Source organism: Paraburkholderia sp. A3BS-1L, assembly GCF_051125215.1.
Classification (GTDB): Bacteria; Pseudomonadota; Gammaproteobacteria; order Burkholderiales; family Burkholderiaceae; genus Paraburkholderia.
Genome location: NZ_CP120442.1, coordinates 2,897,100 through 2,913,818, shown reverse-complemented (window position 1 = coordinate 2,913,818; position 16,719 = coordinate 2,897,100). Strand labels below are relative to the sequence as shown.

Genomic DNA, 16,719 nt, shown 5'->3' with positions numbered 1-16,719 from the left:
GAATTCGGGGACGAGTCAAAGCGTACGCGTCCGGTGGCGGACCGGCGATTTTGCGCGGACTTTGAGCTCGAAAAGTGGCAATTGTAACCCGTTCGCGGGCGTTGATTGGCGCGCTCGCATGGGAAGCGCCGACGGGCTTTGGCTGCCGGCAAAGGCCGGGCGAACACCAGGCAAACGCTTCCCCAAAAGCCGTGCGCTCATTCGGCGAAGAGGTCCGGGCCGAACACTTCATAGTGGATCCGGGCTTCGCGGACGCCCAGCTCCTTGAGCGCGTCGTGCTGCATCCGCATGAACGGGATCGGCCCGCAGATGTAGTAATCGGCGTCCGGCAGCAGGATCGCGTCCTTGATCGTCTTGACGTCCACGAACCCCGCATGATCGAAGTCCCGGCCCGCGGCGTCCTGCGGCAGCGGGTTGTCGTAGAACACGATCAGGCTGAAATTGGCATAGGTTCTGGCAGCTTCGCGCAGCCGGTCGCGCATCGCGTGCACGCCGCTGTTGCGCGCGCCGTGCACGAACACCACGCGCCGTTGCGGGTCCTGGATCGCACGCTTGAGCATGCTGATCATCGGCGTCAATCCAACGCCGCCGCTGATCAGCACGATCGGCGTCTTCGCGTTCACGTCGATATGGAAGCTGCCGTAGGGCGCGGCCAGTTTGATCTCGTCTCCGACATTGACGTGATCGTGAAGCAGGCACGAGACATAGCCCGGAGGATTGGGGTCGCCGCTTTCGCGCTTCACCGAGATGCGGTAGCTGTGCCCGTTCGGCATGTCCGAGAGGCTGTACTGGCGAATCTGCTGCAAGCCCAGGGACGGCACGGTCACGGCGACGCTGACGTACTGGCCGGGCTCGAAATTCACGACCGGCTGGCCATCGGTGGGTTCGAGGATGAACGAGGTGATCACGCTGCTTTCGGGGCGCTTTTCGCGCACGACGAAGGTGCGCCAGCCGGTCCACCCGCCCAGCTGGCCGGAGGAGCGTTCGTAGAGCTCGCTTTCGAGGCCCATCAGCACGTCGGCGAGATTGCCGTAGGCCTGCGCCCAGGCGGAAATGATGTCGTCGGTGGCGGCGGCGCCCAGCACGTCCTTGATCGCGGCCAGCAGGTGCTCCCCGACGATGGGGTAGTGCTCGGGCCTCACGCCGAGACTCGCGTGCTTGTTGGCGATGTTCTTCAGCACGGCCGCGAGGCTGCCGGGGTCTTCGATGTTCTCCGCATAGGCGTAGACCGCGCGGGCCAGCGCCTGCTGCTGCTGGCCCTGTTCCTGGTGCGCCATGTTGAACACGTTCTTCAGCTCCGGATGGGCTTCGAACAGGCGCTTATAGAAGCGCGTGATGATGTCGTAGCCGTGATCGGCCAAAACCGGTGCGGTGGCCTTGACGATGTCCTTCGTCTTTTGGGTCAGCATGGTGTTTGTCTCTCCGTGGCAAGGTGCGGGCGGCGCTCAGTGGATGAAGCCTAGCAAGAAACTCTCATGATGCAGGGACTTCTGGTTGCAGGTGACAGCCGAGATCATCGAGGCGTTTGAGCAGGCGCTGAATGGTCTTGGTGGTGTCGTGTCGGGAGAAGTAATCGCGGCCGAGGTCGGCATACTCGACGCCATCGCGCAGCATGTGCCAGGCAGCTGTGAGCATGGAGGCGGCAACCGCCAGGATTGCCTTTTTGGGGCCACGTCGGGCCTTGATGCGCAGGAACTGCGCGTGCAGATAACTGTTTTGGACGCGCACCGCGGCCCATGCGGCGCTCACCAGCGAGGTCTTGAGCCAGGTGCCGCCCTTGCGTACCCGCGTGCTGCGGCGCTTGCCGGCACTTTCGTCGTTACGGGGACACAGGCCGGCCCAGGAGATCAGGTGGGGTGCATCGGGGAAACGTGTCATGTCGGCACCGACCTCAGCCAGGATCACCTGGGCCGTCACGTCACTTATCCCCGGCATCGTGGTGAGCAGGCGCACACATTGCCGGATTGGCGCCAGGGCTTTTCCCACTTCGGCATCCAGCTCGGCGAGCGTGTGCTCAAGCGCATTGATCACATCGAGATGCAGCTTGAGCAGGGTCCGGTGATGCGCAGTAATGCGTCCGCGCAGCGCCTCGCGGAGTTCGGATGTTTTCCTGCGGGCGCGGCCTAGAGCCAGTGCGGCCAAGCGTCCGGGGTCGGCCTCGCCCGCGATGATGGCCGACAGCATGTTCCGCCCGCTGGCGCCGAGTACGTTTGACAGCACACTGCCCAGCTTGAGGTTGGCATCTTCGAGTACTTTCTGGATGCGCAGGCTGTGTTGGGCGACCTCGCGCACCAGCTGCTTGCGCGTGCGGGTGAGATCCCGCAGCTCCTGGGTGGCCACCGGCGGCACAAAGCTTGCGCGAATGAGTCCGTGTGCCAGCAGGTCGGCGATCCACATGGCGTCATTGACGTCGGTCTTGCGTCCGGGCACGTTGCGGATGTGCTGTGCGTTGGCCAGTACCAGCTCGAAGTGCGCTTCGAGAATGTGCCAGACTGGTTTCCAGTACACCCCCGTTGCCTCCATGGCGACATGCGTCACTGAATGTTTGCCCAGCCAGTCCGAGAGCGCGAGCAGGCCGCTGGTTGTACTGGCAAAGCTGCGTACTTCATGGTGTTCGGGTGCCGAGACGCACCGCACGCTGGCCACAATCGTGTCCTTGTGCACGTCCAGGCCCGCACAGCGGGGATGAAGAATGTCCATGGGAACTCCTGCCGGATGGTTGGCGGCAGCAGCAGTCCTCGTTATCGAACTCTAGCAATCGTGCTTCGGGGCAAACCTCGCCCGCGGTCACAATTCGGGGTGCGCGCAGGACTGCGGGTCCAACTAGGCAACGGGCTCAGGGCACCAGGCAAGAGCCGACCTCGATCACCGCCGCGTCCACATACTACGCTGGCCCACTTCACACGAAAATCTGTTTCATCCCTCGGGGTCGGCCCCGCCAGATGGGCAACTAGGCAGTGGTTTGGATATCGGCAAGGCGGGTCGAGTCGGGGCCGTGCCGCGACACCTCTCCGACAACCGCTGCGACGCCGCACCGCGCCCTTGCCACGCCGCAATTCACGGCGCAATCGACTGCCCATCCGGCCCTGTCAGATTACCCCCCGCGGCTATAATGCGCGGATGAATTCGACCAACCAGACCTTTGACGTCGCCGTGATTGGCGGCGGGCTCGTCGGCAAGGCGGCGGCGCTCGCGCTGACCCAAGGGGGCTTGCGCGTGGCGCTGCTCGCGCAGCCGTGCGCACCGCTGCCCGCCGGCGCCGTTTTCGATGCGCGCGTCTATGCTTTCTCGCGCAGCTCGCATGCGCTGTTCGAGCGGCTGCGGGTCTGGCAGGCGGTCGATGCCGCACGCCTCACGCCGGTCTACGACATGCGCGTGTTCGGCGACGCCGCCGCGGAACTGCATTTTTCCGCATACCAGGCGTCGGTCGCGCAACTCGCGTGGATCGCGGAGTCGTCGCTGGTGGAGCGCGCACTCGATGCGGCGCTCCATTTCCAGCCCAATCTCACGTGGATCGACTCGCGTGCGCAGACGCTCGACGTGACGCCCGACGCGGCCGTGATCGGTCTTGCGAATGGCCGCACGATCGAGGCCGATCTCGCCGTGGGCGCCGATGGCGCCCATTCGTGGGTGCGTGCGCAGATCGGCTCGAAGGTCGAGCGGCGCGATTACCGGCAGACTGGCGTGGTCGCCAACTTCCGCGCGGAACGCCCGCATGGCGAATGTGCTTACCAATGGTTCCGGGACGGCGAGATCGTCGCGCTGCTGCCGTTGCCGGACCAGCATGTTTCGCTGGTCTGGTCGGCGCAAACGGAGCACGCCGATGAACTGCTCAAGCTCGATCCTCAACAGCTTGCCGCCGAAGTCGAGCGCGTGACGCAGCGGCTGCACGGCGCGCTCGAATGCGTGACGCCCGCGCGCGGCTTCCCGCTCGCCCTGCAGACCGTCGATCGCCTGGTCGCGCCGCGTGTCGCGCTGGTTGGCGACGCCGCGCACCTGATTCACCCGCTCGCGGGCCAGGGCGTGAACCTGGGGCTGCGCGACGTGGCGGCGCTCGTCGACGTCATCGCGAAAAAAGAAGCATTCCGCGACCTCGGCGACCTCGTGCTGCTGCGCCGCTACGAGCGCGGCCGCCGCGAAGATATCCAGAAGCTCGTGATCGCCACCGATGGCCTGCAGCGGCTCTTTTCGGTGCCCGGCACGCTCGCTCGCGCGTTGCGCAACACGGGGATGGCGTTCGTCGGCGCGCAGCCGCTCGTCAAGCGCTGGCTGGTGGCGTCGGCGCTCGGTTGAGCGTTGCGGCATCGCGAACGCCCGCCGGCGGTGCTCCCGCGGGTATTTCGCTTGCTCCCGCGCCGGGCAGCTTAGAATAAAGGTCTCTGGCCACGGGCCATGTCGGGATCGAATTTCATCCGGAACGCTTCGTGCGCCACTTGCGCGAAGCATCCCAGAATCAGGAAAGCATCACATGCAAAAGCCTATCCGCATTGCCGCGTTTGCACTCGCGGCGGCCATTTCGGTGCTCGGCTGCTCGGCGCAGGCCGACCAGACCACCGACAAAATCAAGGCCACGCTGCAATCGCGCCTCGGCGTGGACGGCGGCGACATCAAGAGCATCAACAAGGCGCCGGTGGCCGGCCTCTACGAGGTGAACCTCGGCACGCAGATCATCTACAGCGACGCCAACGGCGATTACGTGCTCACGGGCGACCTCGTCGATACCAAGGCGCGCCGCAATCTCACCGAAGCGCGCCTTGCCGAGCTCAACAAGGTCGACTTCTCGAAGCTGCCGCTCGAGAACGCGGTGAAGGTCGTGAAGGGCAACGGCAAGCGCCAGATCGCGGTGTTCTCCGATCCGAACTGCCCGTACTGCCATCAGCTCGAAAGCACGCTCAAGTCGATCGACAACGTGACGGTCTACACCTTCCTGTACCCCGTGCTGTCCGAAGACTCCACGGCGAAGTCGAAGTCGATCTGGTGCTCGACCGACCGTGCGAAGGCGTGGGAGTCGTGGATGGTCGACCGTAAGGCGCCCACCGCAGCGGGCACTTGCAACACCGCGGCTATCGACAGCAATCTCAAGCTCGGCGCAAAGATGAACGTGACCGGCACGCCCACCGTGATCCTCGCAGACGGCACCCGCCTGCCGGGAGCGGTCAGCGCCGACCGGCTCGAAAGCGCTCTCGGCGCCGCGCGCTGAAGCCCTGACCGAATCCGCCGGCCGCTTTTGCGGCCGGTGCCTTTTTTGCCCACTGTTTTTTTCGCGTGCCTGTGGTTGCCGCGTGCGAGCCCGCCGCGCGGCGCTCGCTGCAATCACTGCGATCGCTAACCTAATCCGTCACTGTTCCCGCCGATGAAGCCGATCCGATACACCATCGTCCCGAAGAACCCCGCCGCGCACCTGTTCGAAGTGACGCTCACCATCGAGGATCCCGCGCCGGACGGCCAGTGCTTCATGCTGCCCGTGTGGATTCCCGGCAGCTACATGGTGCGCGAGTTCGCGCGCAACATCGTCACGATGCGCGCGACCAATGACGCGGGCCGCAAGGTGCGCATCGGCAAGACCGACAAGCACACGTGGCAGGCGGCGCCCGTGAAGGGTGCGCTCACGCTGCGCTACGAAGTCTATGCTTGGGATCTGTCGGTGCGGGCCGCGCACCTCGACGATACGGTCGGCTTTTTCAACGGCACGAGTGTGTTTCTCGCGGCGCGCGGCCATGAAGGCGCGCAGCACGTGGTCGACATCCAGCGTCCCGACGGCCACGCGTATCGCCACTGGCGCGTCGCCACTGCGCTCCCGGAGGCGCGCGGGACCAAGCGCTACGGCTTTGGCGAATACACGGCGTCGGGCTACGACGAGCTGATCGATCACCCTGTCACGCTGGGCGAATTCACGCTCGCGAGCTTCAAGGCGCATGGCGTGCCGCACGACATCGTGATTGCGGGCCGCGTGGTGGCGCTCGACACCGAACGCCTCTCCGCCGACCTGAAGAAGATCTGCGAGGCGCAGATCGCGCTGTTCGAGCCGCGCACGAAGCGCGCGCCGATGGAGCGCTACGTGTTCATGACGCAGGCCGTGAGCGACGGCTATGGCGGGCTCGAGCACCGCGCGTCCACGGCGCTCATCTGCAACCGCACCGATCTGCCCGTCAAGGGCAAGGCCGAGATGTCCGAGGGCTACCGGACCTATCTGGGCCTGTGCAGCCACGAGTACTTCCACACGTGGAACGTGAAGCGCATCAAGCCCGCCAAGTTCGCGCCGTACGATCTCACGCGCGAGGACTACACCTCGCTGCTGTGGCTTTTCGAAGGCTTCACCTCCTACTACGACGACCTGATGCTGGTGCGCAGCGGCCTCATTTCCGTCGATGAATATTTCGGCCTCCTTGGCAAGACCGTCGGCGGCGTGCTGCGTGGCGCGGGGCGCCTGAAGCAGAGCGTGGCCGAAAGCTCGTTCGACGCGTGGATCAAGTACTACCGCCAGGACGAGAACGCATCGAATGCGATCGTGAGCTACTACACCAAGGGCTCGCTGGTGGCGCTCGCGTTCGATCTCGCCATCCGCACGGAAACCAGCGGACGCAAGTCGCTCGACGATGTGATGCGCCTTCTGTGGCAACGCTACGGCCGCGACTTCTATCGCGGCAAACCGGTGGGCGTGGGCGAGGACGACGTCGAGGCGCTGATCGCTGAAGCAACGGGCGTGGAGCTCGGCGGCCTATTCGCCGACGCCGTGCGCGGCACGCGCGACTTGCCGCTCGCCGCGCTATTCGAGGGGCTGGGCGTGACGCTCGATGGCGGGCCCGAGCGTCACGCGAAGCCATCGCTGGGCGCGCGCCTGCGCGGCAGCGCCGAGGCCACGCTCGCGGTCGTCTACGAAGGCGGCGCGGCGCAAAAGGCCGGGCTTTCGGCCGGCGACGCGCTCGTGGCGCTCGACGGCCTGCGCGTCACGTGCGCGAATCTCGACACGCTGCTCGCACGCTACCAGCCGGGCGCCAAGGTGGAAATCCACGCGTTCCGCCGCGATGAGCTGCGCGTTGCGCGCCTGACGCTCGACGCACCCGAGATCGCGCGCTACAAGCTCACGGTCACCGACAAGCGTCCGGCGCCGCGCGCGCTGCGCGAGCGCTGGCTGGCGGCCTGAATGGAGGCCGCAATAGCGGCTTGAACGGACAGGGAGCGGGCGCCCGGCCTGCTTCGAAAAGGAAGGCGACAAGGCGATCCGGCCCCGTCGCCTTTCTTTTTGGGTTTTCGGGATTGTTCTATCGCTGCAACAATCCGTCATCGGCGGACTACTTTTTCGGGGCGCGGCAAAAAAACACAATGCCTTCACTCGCGCAACGTTGCGCAACCGACACCCGAAGGAGTCACCATGACCACCATCCTGCAAATCAATTCCGCCGCCCGCTCGCAAGGCGCCCAGTCGACGCTGCTCGTCAACGAGTTGACGAACAAGCTCCAGCAATCGAACCCGGGTGCGAAGGTCGTCGCGCGCAACCTGCAAGCCGAACCGCTGCCGCACCTCGACGACGCCGTGCTCGGCGCGTTCTTCACGCCGGCCGAGCAGCGTACGCCGGAGCAGCAAGCCATCGCCGCGCGCAGCGAAGCGCTGATCGCCGAACTGCAAGCCGCGGACGTCATCGTGATTGGCGCGCCGATGTACAACTTCGGCATTTCGTCGCAACTGAAGACCTACTTCGACTGGATTGCACGCGCAGGCATCACGTTCCAATACACCGCGAACGGCCCCGTGGGCCTCGTCACGGGAAAGAAGGTGTACGTGGTTTCGGCACGTGGCGGCAAGTACCACGGCACGCCGAACGACAGCCAGACGCCGTACCTCAAGTCGTTCCTCGGTTTCCTCGGCATGACCGACGTGAGCTTCATCTACGCCGAAGGCCTGAACATGGGCCCGGACGCCGCCGGCGCAGCGCTCGCCAGCGCACGTGAAGCGATCGCGGCGGCCTGAGCGGCTGCTGTGAAGCGATGACGATGCGGTGCTTCATGGCGCCGTATCGCATGCGGTCAAGCAAAAACGCCACGAAGCGCGCTTCGTGGCGTTTTCCATTGTGCGTGCGGCGTGCTTTGCTGCTTCAGGCGAGCACTTCAGCCGTGTCCGGCAAGCGCCAGTCGATCGGCGTGCGGCCGTGCGCGCTCAGGTAGGCGTTGGCTTGCGCGAAATGTCCGCAGCCGAGGAAGCCGCGATGCGCCGAAAGTGGCGACGGATGCGGCGCTTCCAGCACGCAATGCTCGCCCGCGCCGAGGAGCGCGCGCTTGTTCTGCGCGTGCGCGCCCCACAGCATGAACACGAGATGTTCGTGGCGTGCGGCGATCTCGCGGATCAGCGTGTCGGTGCAGCGCTCCCAGCCGCGCTTCGCGTGGCTCGCGGCGTTCGCGCGCTCGACAGTGAGCACCGTGTTGAGCAGCAGCACGCCCTGGCGCGCCCATGCATCGAGACAGCCGTGAGCGGGCGCCTCGATGCCGAGGCTCGCCGCGATCTCCTTGAAGATGTTGCGCAGCGAGGGCGGGGTGCGCACCGCAGGCGGCACCGAGAACGCAAGGCCGTGCGCTTGCGGCGTGCCGCGGTCGTCGCCGTGGTAGGGGTCCTGGCCGAGAATGACCACTTTCACTTCGTCGGGCGAGGTGAGGCGCAACGCGCGAAACACATCGGCGGGATAGACGGTCTTGCCGGCGGCGCGTTCGTCGTCGACGAAACGGCACAGCGGCGCGTACGCATCGCTTTCGATGAACGGCGCGAGCAGCTCGCGCCAGGCCGCGGGCAGCGCGGCGAACTGGTCTTCGAGACGCGCGATCGCGGCGTTCGATGGCGGGTTGCCGGTGGGCGTGGCGGGGGAGTGGCTGGCGGGCATGGGCGCTGTTGCTGGTGCGGGTGCGGGGAATTCGTCGTCGTCGAAGAGCGAGAAGATCGTGATCTGGCGCGGGTCGACTTCGGGCGCGGATGTTTCGTCGAGCGTGGCCAATGCCGCTGCGGGCGGCGTGTCGTCGAACAGCGAGGTTTGCACCGGCGCCACGGCGCGCGTGTGTTTCGTGGAGGTCATGGGCGGCAAGTGTCGCAAGAATCGCGCTGCGATTCAATCCGGCTCGACGTGTGAAAGGCCTGGCGGCAGGCTCGGAGGTTCGTGTTGCAACTAACAGCGATGAAGTCGCGATGAAGTCGCGATGAATTCGCGGAGATTCGGCGGCGTCGCGCGCCGCCCCGCGTACGCGCCTCAGCCTTCGCGCAACTTGTAGCCGCGCTGGGCCTTGCTGATATCGTCGGGCGCGAGTCCCGGCAGCACCTTCGCCAGCTCTGCAGCAAGCGTGTGCAACGCGGCTTCGTCGCCGTCCTTCAGTTCCAGCTCGATTTCGCAGATGGGCGTGTGGCGCGTTTCGCCGTTCACGTTCGCCGTGACCTCGCCCTGATCGATGGCCGCTTCCACCTGTGTGCCATCGACTTGCAAGGTCCACAGCGTACGCGTGAAATCGGTGCGAAAGAGAGAGATCAGATTCGCCGCCGCGTCGGAGAGCGCCGTCGATACGCCCGCTTCGTCGCACTCGCGCAGCAACTTGTCGATCTCGAGCGCTTCGCCCGCCACCGGCATTTCCCACTCATGCCGCGCATGGAGGCCGTTTTGCGCCACGCCCACAGTCTTGAACGTCTGGAGCCAGCCTTCGGGCGCGCGGCGCAGCCGCAGCGCGCTTTTCGCGCGCGCGAGCACGAGCGACGGCGTGTCGAAGTAGATGTTCTCCAGCCGCACCACGCGGCCTGGTGCGCCGGCGCGCGCCTCGAAGAGACGCCGCGCCGCGTCCACCTGGTCGCGCGGCAGCGCGAGCTTGATTTCGCGTTCGATGGCCATCGTCGCTGGTTACCTGTTTGTTGCCTGAATTTTGCCTGGACGCAATCAGAAGAACATGCGTGCAAGTTCCGCGCCGGGATGTTCCGCGCGCATGAACGCCTCGCCCACGAGGAACGTATGCACCGAAAGCTCGCGCATCTTCTCGACATCGGCACGCGAGAGAATGCCCGACTCGGTCACGACGATGCGGTCTTCAGGCACATCGTCGAGCATGCCGATGGTGGTTTGCAGCGTGGTCTCGAAGGTGCGCAGATTGCGGTTGTTGATGCCGATGAGCGGCGTCTTCAGCGTGAGCGCGTGTTCGAGCTCTTCGCGATCGTGCACTTCGACGAGCACCGCGAGGCCCAGCGAATGCGCGAGCGCTTCGAGATCGCGCATCTGGCCGGGCTCGAGCGCGGCGGCGATCAGCAGGATCGCATCGGCGCCCATCGCGCGCGCTTCGACGACCTGATACGGGTCGACGATGAAATCCTTGCGCAGCACCGGTAGGTTGCACGCGGCGCGCGCGGCTTCCAGATACGCCACGCTGCCCTGGAAGAATTGCACATCGGTGAGCACGGAAAGGCACGCCGCACCGCCTTCTGCGTAAGAGCGCGCGATTTCGGCGGGCTGGAAGTTTTCGCGCAGCACGCCCTTCGAGGGACTCGCCTTTTTCACTTCGGCGATCACGGCGGCCAGGCCGTTAGCGTGCTTCGCGCGCAGGGCGCCGACGAAGTCGCGAAGATCGCGCGCGCTCGCCTCCAGACGCAGTTCTTCGAGCGGTGCGCTCTGCTCGGCGGCGCGCACTTCTTCGCGCTTCACCGCAATGATTTTTTCGAGGATGTCGCTCATGATGTTCGGGCAAAAACAGTGATGGATCAGCGTTTGAACTGTTGCGTGAAGCGTACCAGTTCGTCGACCTTCGCGCGGGCGCGGCCGCTGGCGAGGGTTTCGCGCGCGAGCGCGATGCCGTCGGCGATCGAACTCACGACGTTGGCCGAATAGAGCGCCGTTCCCGCATTGAGCGTGACGATCTCGCGCGCCGTGCCAGGCTCGTTCGAGAGCGCGCCAAGCAGCATGGCCTTCGATTCGTCGGCGTTTTCCACCTTGAGCGAGCGGTTCGAGACCATCTGCATGCCGAAGTCTTCGGGGTGGATCTCGTACTCGCGAATCTCGCCGTCCTTCAGTTCGCCCACGAGCGTGGCCGCGCCGAGCGAGACTTCGTCCATGCCGTCCTTGCCGTACACCACGAGCACGTGCTTGGCGCCCAGACGCTGCATCACGCGCACCTGGATGCCGACGAGGTCCGGGTGAAACACGCCCATCAGCTGATTGGGCGCGCCGGCCGGATTCGTGAGCGGCCCGAGGATGTTGAAGATCGTGCGCACGCCCAGTTCGCGGCGCACGGCGGCGATGTTCTTCATCGCCGGATGATGGTTGGGCGCGAACATGAAGCCCATGCCCGTTTCGGCGATCGACGCGGCCACCTGGTCAGGCTGCAGGTCGATGTTCACTCCGAGCGCTTCGAGCACGTCCGCGCTGCCCGACTTGCTCGACACGCCGCGGTTGCCGTGCTTGGCAACCTTCGCGCCCGCCGCCGCCACGACGAACATCGAGGCCGTGGAAATATTGAAGGTGTGCGAACCATCGCCGCCGGTGCCGACGATATCGATGAAGTTCGAGTTGTCCTGCACCTCGACGTGATTCGCGAATTCGCGCATGACCGTGGCGGCTGCAGCGATCTCGCCGATGGTTTCCTTCTTCACGCGCAGGCCGGTGATGATGGCGGCCGAAAGCACGGGCGAAAGCTCGCCGCGCATGATGAGGCGCATGAGGTGGAGCATCTCGTCGTGGAAAATCTCGCGATGCTCGATCGTGCGTTGCAGCGCTTCCTGCGGGGTAATCATGATGGTCGCCTCCGGGTCAAGCGCTCTTGGTCTGTTTCAGGAAATTCTCGAAGAGGGCATGGCCGTGCTCCGAGAGGATCGACTCAGGATGGAACTGCACGCCTTCCACGGCAAGCTCGCGATGACGCACGCCCATGATTTCGCCGTCGTCGGTCCAGGCCGACACTTCGAGGCAGTCGGGCAGCGACTCGCGCTCGATCGCGAGCGAGTGGTAGCGCGTCACGTTGAAGTGCTTCGGCAGGTCGGCGAATACGCCTTTGCAGTCGGTTTCGATCTGGCTCACCTTGCCGTGCATGATGGTCTTCGCACGCACGACGCGCCCGCCGAATGCTTCGCCGATGGCCTGGTGGCCGAGGCACACGCCGAGAATCGGCGTCTTGCCCGCGAATTCGCGCAGCACGTCGAGCGTGATGCCTGCGTGCTGCGGGTTGCTCGGTCCGGGCGACAGGCAGATGCGCTCGGGGTTGAGCTTCCTGATCTCGTCGATGGTGATTTCGTCGTTGCGGTACGTGCGGACGTCTTCGCCAAGCTCGCCGAAGTACTGGACGATGTTGTAGGTAAACGAATCGTAGTTGTCGATCATGAGCAACATGGTCTTGTCTCCGCTCAGAAGTCGCTGTCGAGGCCGTCCTGCACCTGCTCGGCGGCGCGCAGCACGGCGCGCGCCTTGTTTTCGGTTTCCTGCCATTCGGACTCGGGCACCGAATCGGCGACTACGCCCGCCGCGGCCTGCACATACAGATTGCCGTTGTGGATGAGGCCGGTGCGGATCGCAATCGCGAGATCCATCTCGCCGTTGAACGAGAGATAGCCGACCGCGCCGCCGTAGAGACCGCGCTTCACCGGCTCGAGTTCGTCGATGAGCTCCATCGCGCGCACCTTGGGCGCGCCCGAGAGCGTGCCGGCCGGGAAGGTCGCGCGCAGCACGTCGAAGTTGTTCATGCCGGGCTTGAGCTTGCCCTCCACCGAACTCACGATGTGCTGCACGTGCGAGTATTTTTCGATGACCATCTTGTCGGTCACGGCCACCGAGCCGATCTCGGCGATGCGGCCCACGTCGTTGCGTGCGAGGTCGATCAGCATGACGTGCTCGGCGATCTCCTTCGGATCGTTGAGCAGCTCGGTCGCGAGCTCCGCATCGCGCTCGGGCGTGTTGCCGCGCGGCCGCGTGCCCGCGAGCGGACGGATCGTCACGATGCGGTCTTCGCCGCGCTGCTCCTGGCGCACCAGAATCTCCGGCGAGGCGCCCACCACGTGGAAGTCGCCGAAGTTGTAGTAGTACATGTACGGCGACGGGTTCAGCGAGCGCAGCGCGCGATAAAGCGAAAGCGGATTGTCGCGATACGGCTTGCTGATGCGCTGGCCCACCTGCACCTGCATCAGCTCGCCCGCCGCGATGTATTCCTTCGCCTTGCGCACGGCGGCGAGGTAGTCGTCCTTCTTGAACTCGCGATACGTCTCGGTGCGCACGCTCGCCGAAGTCACCGGCGGCTGCACGGTCGTGCGCAGGCGCTGCTTGAGCTCGCGCAGGCGGTGCTTGGCCTTCGTGTAGGCCTCGGGCGTTTGCGGATCGGCGTAGACGATCAGATAGAGCTTGCCCGCGAGATTGTCGATGACGGCGACTTCCTCGGTCAGCAGCAACTGGATGTCGGGCAAGCCGAGGTCGTCGGGCGGGCAGGTCTCGGCGAGCTTCTTCTCGATGTAGCGCACCGCGTCGTAGCCGAAGTAGCCCGCGAGGCCGCCGCAGAAGCGCGGCAGGCCGGGGCGCTGCGCGACCTTGAAGCGCGCCTGGTATTGCGCGATGAATTCGAGCGGGTCGCCGTCGTGCGTCTCGGTCACCTGGCCGTCGCGTACGACTTCCGAGACGCCGTTGCGGGTGCGGATCAGCGAGCGCGCGGGCAGACCGATGAACGAGTAGCGCCCGAAGCGCTCGCCGCCCACCACGGACTCCAGCAGGAACGAGTTGGCGCCGCCGCGCTCGGGCTGTGCGAGCTTCAGATACAGCGAGAGCGGCGTTTCGAGATCGGCCAGCGCTTCGGCGATCAGCGGGATGCGGTTGTAGCCCTCATTGGCGAGGGACTGAAATTCGAGTTCGGTCATGTTCCGATCCTGTGCGTGCTGCCGGTCGCGACTTCGGGTGCGGGCCCAGTGCGGCTCAAAAAGGGGCGCGGCGTGTGCGCGATGGCGTCTGTTTTGAGTGCTCGATTGCGCTGGCGCTCGTTAGTGGCTCGCTTGTTGCTGATGCTGCCGGGCATCGCTAAAACGCTTGCCAGGCCGGTTGCAGCATTGCGGCGACGGGGCGGACGTAGGCGTTAGCGTGCCCTGGCAGGCGGGTTGCGTCGAGGACAAGTCGAGTGCGACTCGGGATGACGAAACCACACGCAAGGACAGCGAAAGACCACGACTGGACCAGCCGACGGGCTACTGCAACAGTTTAGAGTCGAGACACGCGCGAAACGCGCAGCGAAGTAAAAAACGGAGCTGAAGAAAACGCTTGCGCGCGACTTCAGCGAACCTCGAGGGAGGTTAGCGCGACCAGCGACGCCAGGGCCAGGCTCCCCGGTCGATGCTGCTCAGACTCCGTTTTTTATTCAGAAACATGAGGGTAAGGTGACTGTAAGTACTGGACTCAGGTCAGAAGATTGTGTGCCGCGACAGCCTTGGCGGCGTCGAGCAGCGAGGCAACTATACCATCCGACTCAATTTTTTGTACAGGCTGACCGTGGTTGTAGCCGTACGGCACCGTGAGCGTGGCCATGCCCGCCGCGCGGCCCGCAAGCGCATCGTTCTCCGAATCGCCGATAGCGACCGCCGCCTGGGGCGCCACGCTCAGACGCTCGCACGCCGTGAACATGGGCAGCGGATCGGGCTTTTTCCTGGGCAGGCTGTCGCCGCCTAGCACGACCTCGAAGTACTGCGCGAGGCCGTATTGCTCGAGCAGCTCCACGGCGAAGCGGTGCGGCTTGTTGGTCACGCACGCGAGCTTGATGCCCGCGTCGCGCAGCGCGGCAAGACCCGCTTCCACGTCCGGATAGAGCCGCGTGTGGCGGCCGTTGATCTTTGCGTACTCGTCCTGGTAGAGCGCGAGCGCCTCGTCGAAGCGCGCTTCGACGTGGTCGGCATGAAAGCGCGGCGCGAGCACGCTGCGGATCAGATGCTCCGAGCCCTTGCCCACGTAGCCCATCACTTCCTCGCGCGTGGTTTCCTCGGCATCGAGTTGCGCGAGCATGCCGTTCAGGCCCGCCGCGAAATCGTCGGCGGTGTCGACCATGGTGCCGTCGAGGTCGATCAGCGCCGCTTCGATGCGCGGCGCCTTGAAGTGGATCGTCGGCGCGTTCATTGCGCGTTGCCGGCGCTCACGCTTGCAAGCTGCGCGCGCATCTGGTCGATCACGGCCTTGTAGTCGGGCTTGCCGAAGATCGCCGAGCCGGCCACGAACGCATCCGCGCCCGCCGCCGCGATTTCGGCGATGTTCTCGACTTTCACGCCGCCGTCGACTTCGAGATGAATCTCGCGGCCCGTGCGCGCGGTATAGGCATCGATTTTCGCGCGCGCCTCGCGCAGCTTGTTGAGCGCCTCGGGAATGAACGATTGGCCGCCGAAGCCCGGGTTCACCGACATGATGAGGATGAGGTCGAGCTTGTCCATCACGTGATCGAGGTAGTTCAGCGGCGTGGCCGGGTTGAACACGAGGCCGGCCTTGCAGCCATGGTCGCGGATCAGCGAGAGCGTGCGGTCGATGTGGTCCGAGCCTTCCGGATGGAAGCTGATCAGGTTCGCCCCGGCCTTGGCGAAGTCGGGCACGATGCGGTCGACCGGGCGCACCATCAGATGCACGTCGATGGGCACGTTCACGTGCGGACGGATCGCCTCGCACACGAGCGGGCCGATGGTGAGGTTCGGCACGTAATGGTTGTCCATTACGTCGAAGTGGATCCAGTCGGCGCCGGCTTCGACGACGTTGCGGACTTCCTCGCCAAGACGCGCGAAGTCGGCGGAGAGGATGCTGGGGGCGATGCGGAATTGCGTCATGGCGGCAATCGGAAAACTGGCGGAAAAACCGTATTTTACCGTCAGGCACAGGGGCCGTTGGTCGCAGCGCGCGTAGTTTTGATGGCGTTTCCCTTGCCGCTGGCCGCCTTGTTGGCCGTCCGGCCAAGGCGGACCTCGCGGCGCGGGCGGTGGCCCGTGCAGCGCGTAGCGGGTTGCGGGTGCTGCCTGCATCAAGCAGAATGCACCTCCATAGGGCCCGCTTGACGGGACCCGCGCCCGGAGGCGCCGAGGGCGCTTTCACAACGATGGCAATGCGCGCTGCGCACGGCCGACGACCGTAATACCGGCCCACGCGGCCCGGCACCTGGAACAAGGATGAGCCAGTACGAATTCAGCGTGACCTCGCAGGTGCGCTATCTGCCCGAAGAGTCGGACCCGGAGCGCCGGCAATATGCCTTCGCGTACACGCTGACCATACGCAATACCGGACAGGTGAGCGCACAACTCATCGCGCGGCACTGGGTCATCACCGACAGTGAAAATCAGGTGCAGGAAGTGAAGGGGCTCGGCGTCGTCGGGCATCAGCCGCTGCTGAAGCCGGGCGAGCACTTCGAATACACGAGCTGGGCGGTGATTGCGACGCCGGTGGGCACCATGCGCGGGGATTACTTCTGCGTGGCGGAGGACGGCGAGCGCTTCGAAGCGCCCGTGTCCGAGTTCATCCTGCGCATGCCGCGCACGCTGCACTGAACCTCTCCTTGAACCGTTATCCGTAACCCGTTATCCGTATCGGCTAGTCCCGCGAATCGTGCGGGGCGCGCTTCTTTCTGCCCGATGCGGTCCACATTACGATGAAAATCAACAGGAATAGCGCGAGCAGCGCCTCCAGCCCAAATATGAGCATCGGGTATTCGTCGAGCAGATCTGACATGGTGGCATCCATCGAAAGCAATGATTTTAGGCGGCAGGCGAGACTCGAGCGG

16 protein-coding genes are annotated in these 16,719 nt (G+C 65.1%); 5 read left to right on the top strand and 11 right to left on the bottom strand.

Annotation, left to right across the window (positions count from 1 at the left end):
* Positions 1 to 197: 197 nt before the first annotated feature.
* Positions 198 to 1,409, bottom strand: coding sequence for an NO-inducible flavohemoprotein (hmpA, locus tag P5W99_RS13245; protein WP_421024848.1), 1,212 nt, complete (start codon positions 1,407 to 1,409; stop codon positions 198 to 200).
* A gap of 64 nt (positions 1,410 to 1,473) precedes the next feature.
* Positions 1,474 to 2,700 carry an IS110 family transposase gene (locus tag P5W99_RS13240; RefSeq protein WP_434661090.1) on the bottom strand — a complete coding sequence of 409 codons (1,227 nt, stop codon included), beginning with the start codon at positions 2,698 to 2,700 and terminating at the stop codon, positions 1,474 to 1,476.
* 420 nt (positions 2,701 to 3,120) lie between these two features.
* Between P5W99_RS13240 and P5W99_RS13235 the strand changes: the two genes are divergently transcribed.
* From P5W99_RS13235 to P5W99_RS13220, 4 genes are all read left to right on the top strand, one after another.
* Entirely contained in the window at positions 3,121 to 4,293 is a 1,173-nt protein-coding gene (locus P5W99_RS13235; protein WP_421024844.1) for a UbiH/UbiF family hydroxylase, read from the top strand.
* 175 nt (positions 4,294 to 4,468) lie between these two features.
* Positions 4,469 to 5,200 carry a DsbC family protein gene (locus P5W99_RS13230; protein WP_421024843.1) on the top strand — a complete coding sequence of 244 codons (732 nt, stop codon included), beginning with the start codon at positions 4,469 to 4,471 and terminating at the stop codon, positions 5,198 to 5,200.
* Between the two features lie 153 nt (positions 5,201 to 5,353).
* Positions 5,354 to 7,144 carry a M61 family metallopeptidase gene (locus tag P5W99_RS13225; protein ID WP_434661088.1) on the top strand — a complete coding sequence of 597 codons (1,791 nt, stop codon included), beginning with the start codon at positions 5,354 to 5,356 and terminating at the stop codon, positions 7,142 to 7,144.
* Positions 7,145 to 7,372: 228 nt separating this feature from the next.
* Complete coding sequence (locus tag P5W99_RS13220; protein WP_421024841.1) at positions 7,373 to 7,969, top strand: FMN-dependent NADH-azoreductase; 597 nt, start codon at positions 7,373 to 7,375, stop codon at positions 7,967 to 7,969.
* Between the two features lie 124 nt (positions 7,970 to 8,093).
* On the opposite strand, the gene P5W99_RS13215 is transcribed toward P5W99_RS13220, so the two are convergent.
* From P5W99_RS13215 to rpe, 8 genes are all read right to left on the bottom strand, one after another.
* Positions 8,094 to 9,059, bottom strand: coding sequence for a uracil-DNA glycosylase (locus P5W99_RS13215; RefSeq protein ID WP_421024840.1), 966 nt, complete (start codon positions 9,057 to 9,059; stop codon positions 8,094 to 8,096).
* Between the two features lie 171 nt (positions 9,060 to 9,230).
* Positions 9,231 to 9,857 (bottom strand): CYTH domain-containing protein, encoded by a 627-nt coding sequence (locus tag P5W99_RS13210; protein WP_421024839.1) that lies wholly within the window; start codon positions 9,855 to 9,857, stop codon positions 9,231 to 9,233.
* A gap of 45 nt (positions 9,858 to 9,902) precedes the next feature.
* Positions 9,903 to 10,688 carry an indole-3-glycerol phosphate synthase TrpC gene (trpC, locus tag P5W99_RS13205; protein WP_421024838.1) on the bottom strand — a complete coding sequence of 262 codons (786 nt, stop codon included), beginning with the start codon at positions 10,686 to 10,688 and terminating at the stop codon, positions 9,903 to 9,905.
* A gap of 26 nt (positions 10,689 to 10,714) precedes the next feature.
* Positions 10,715 to 11,746: an anthranilate phosphoribosyltransferase gene (gene trpD / locus P5W99_RS13200; RefSeq protein WP_421025276.1), complete on the bottom strand. Its 1,032-nt coding sequence runs from the start codon at positions 11,744 to 11,746 to the stop codon at positions 10,715 to 10,717.
* 13 nt (positions 11,747 to 11,759) lie between these two features.
* Positions 11,760 to 12,335 (bottom strand): aminodeoxychorismate/anthranilate synthase component II, encoded by a 576-nt coding sequence (locus P5W99_RS13195; RefSeq protein ID WP_421044952.1) that lies wholly within the window; start codon positions 12,333 to 12,335, stop codon positions 11,760 to 11,762.
* Positions 12,336 to 12,349: 14 nt separating this feature from the next.
* A complete protein-coding gene (gene trpE / locus P5W99_RS13190) occupies positions 12,350 to 13,843 on the bottom strand; it encodes an anthranilate synthase component I (protein WP_421024836.1) in 1,494 nt (497 codons plus the stop codon).
* A 529-nt stretch (positions 13,844 to 14,372) separates the two neighbouring features.
* The gene (locus tag P5W99_RS13185) at positions 14,373 to 15,083 is read right to left on the bottom strand and encodes a phosphoglycolate phosphatase (RefSeq protein WP_421024835.1); all 711 of its coding nucleotides are present in this window, start codon (positions 15,081 to 15,083) and stop codon (positions 14,373 to 14,375) included.
* Positions 15,080 to 15,775 (bottom strand): ribulose-phosphate 3-epimerase, encoded by a 696-nt coding sequence (rpe, locus tag P5W99_RS13180; RefSeq protein WP_421024834.1) that lies wholly within the window; start codon positions 15,773 to 15,775, stop codon positions 15,080 to 15,082. The genes P5W99_RS13185 and rpe overlap by 4 nt, the downstream gene beginning before the upstream one ends.
* A gap of 336 nt (positions 15,776 to 16,111) precedes the next feature.
* Between rpe and apaG the strand changes: the two genes are divergently transcribed.
* Positions 16,112 to 16,486: a Co2+/Mg2+ efflux protein ApaG gene (gene apaG / locus P5W99_RS13175; protein WP_213299269.1), complete on the top strand. Its 375-nt coding sequence runs from the start codon at positions 16,112 to 16,114 to the stop codon at positions 16,484 to 16,486.
* A gap of 43 nt (positions 16,487 to 16,529) precedes the next feature.
* On the opposite strand, the gene P5W99_RS13170 is transcribed toward apaG, so the two are convergent.
* Positions 16,530 to 16,667 (bottom strand): hypothetical protein, encoded by a 138-nt coding sequence (locus P5W99_RS13170; RefSeq protein ID WP_035531736.1) that lies wholly within the window; start codon positions 16,665 to 16,667, stop codon positions 16,530 to 16,532.
* Between the last annotated feature and the right edge of the window lie 52 nt (positions 16,668 to 16,719).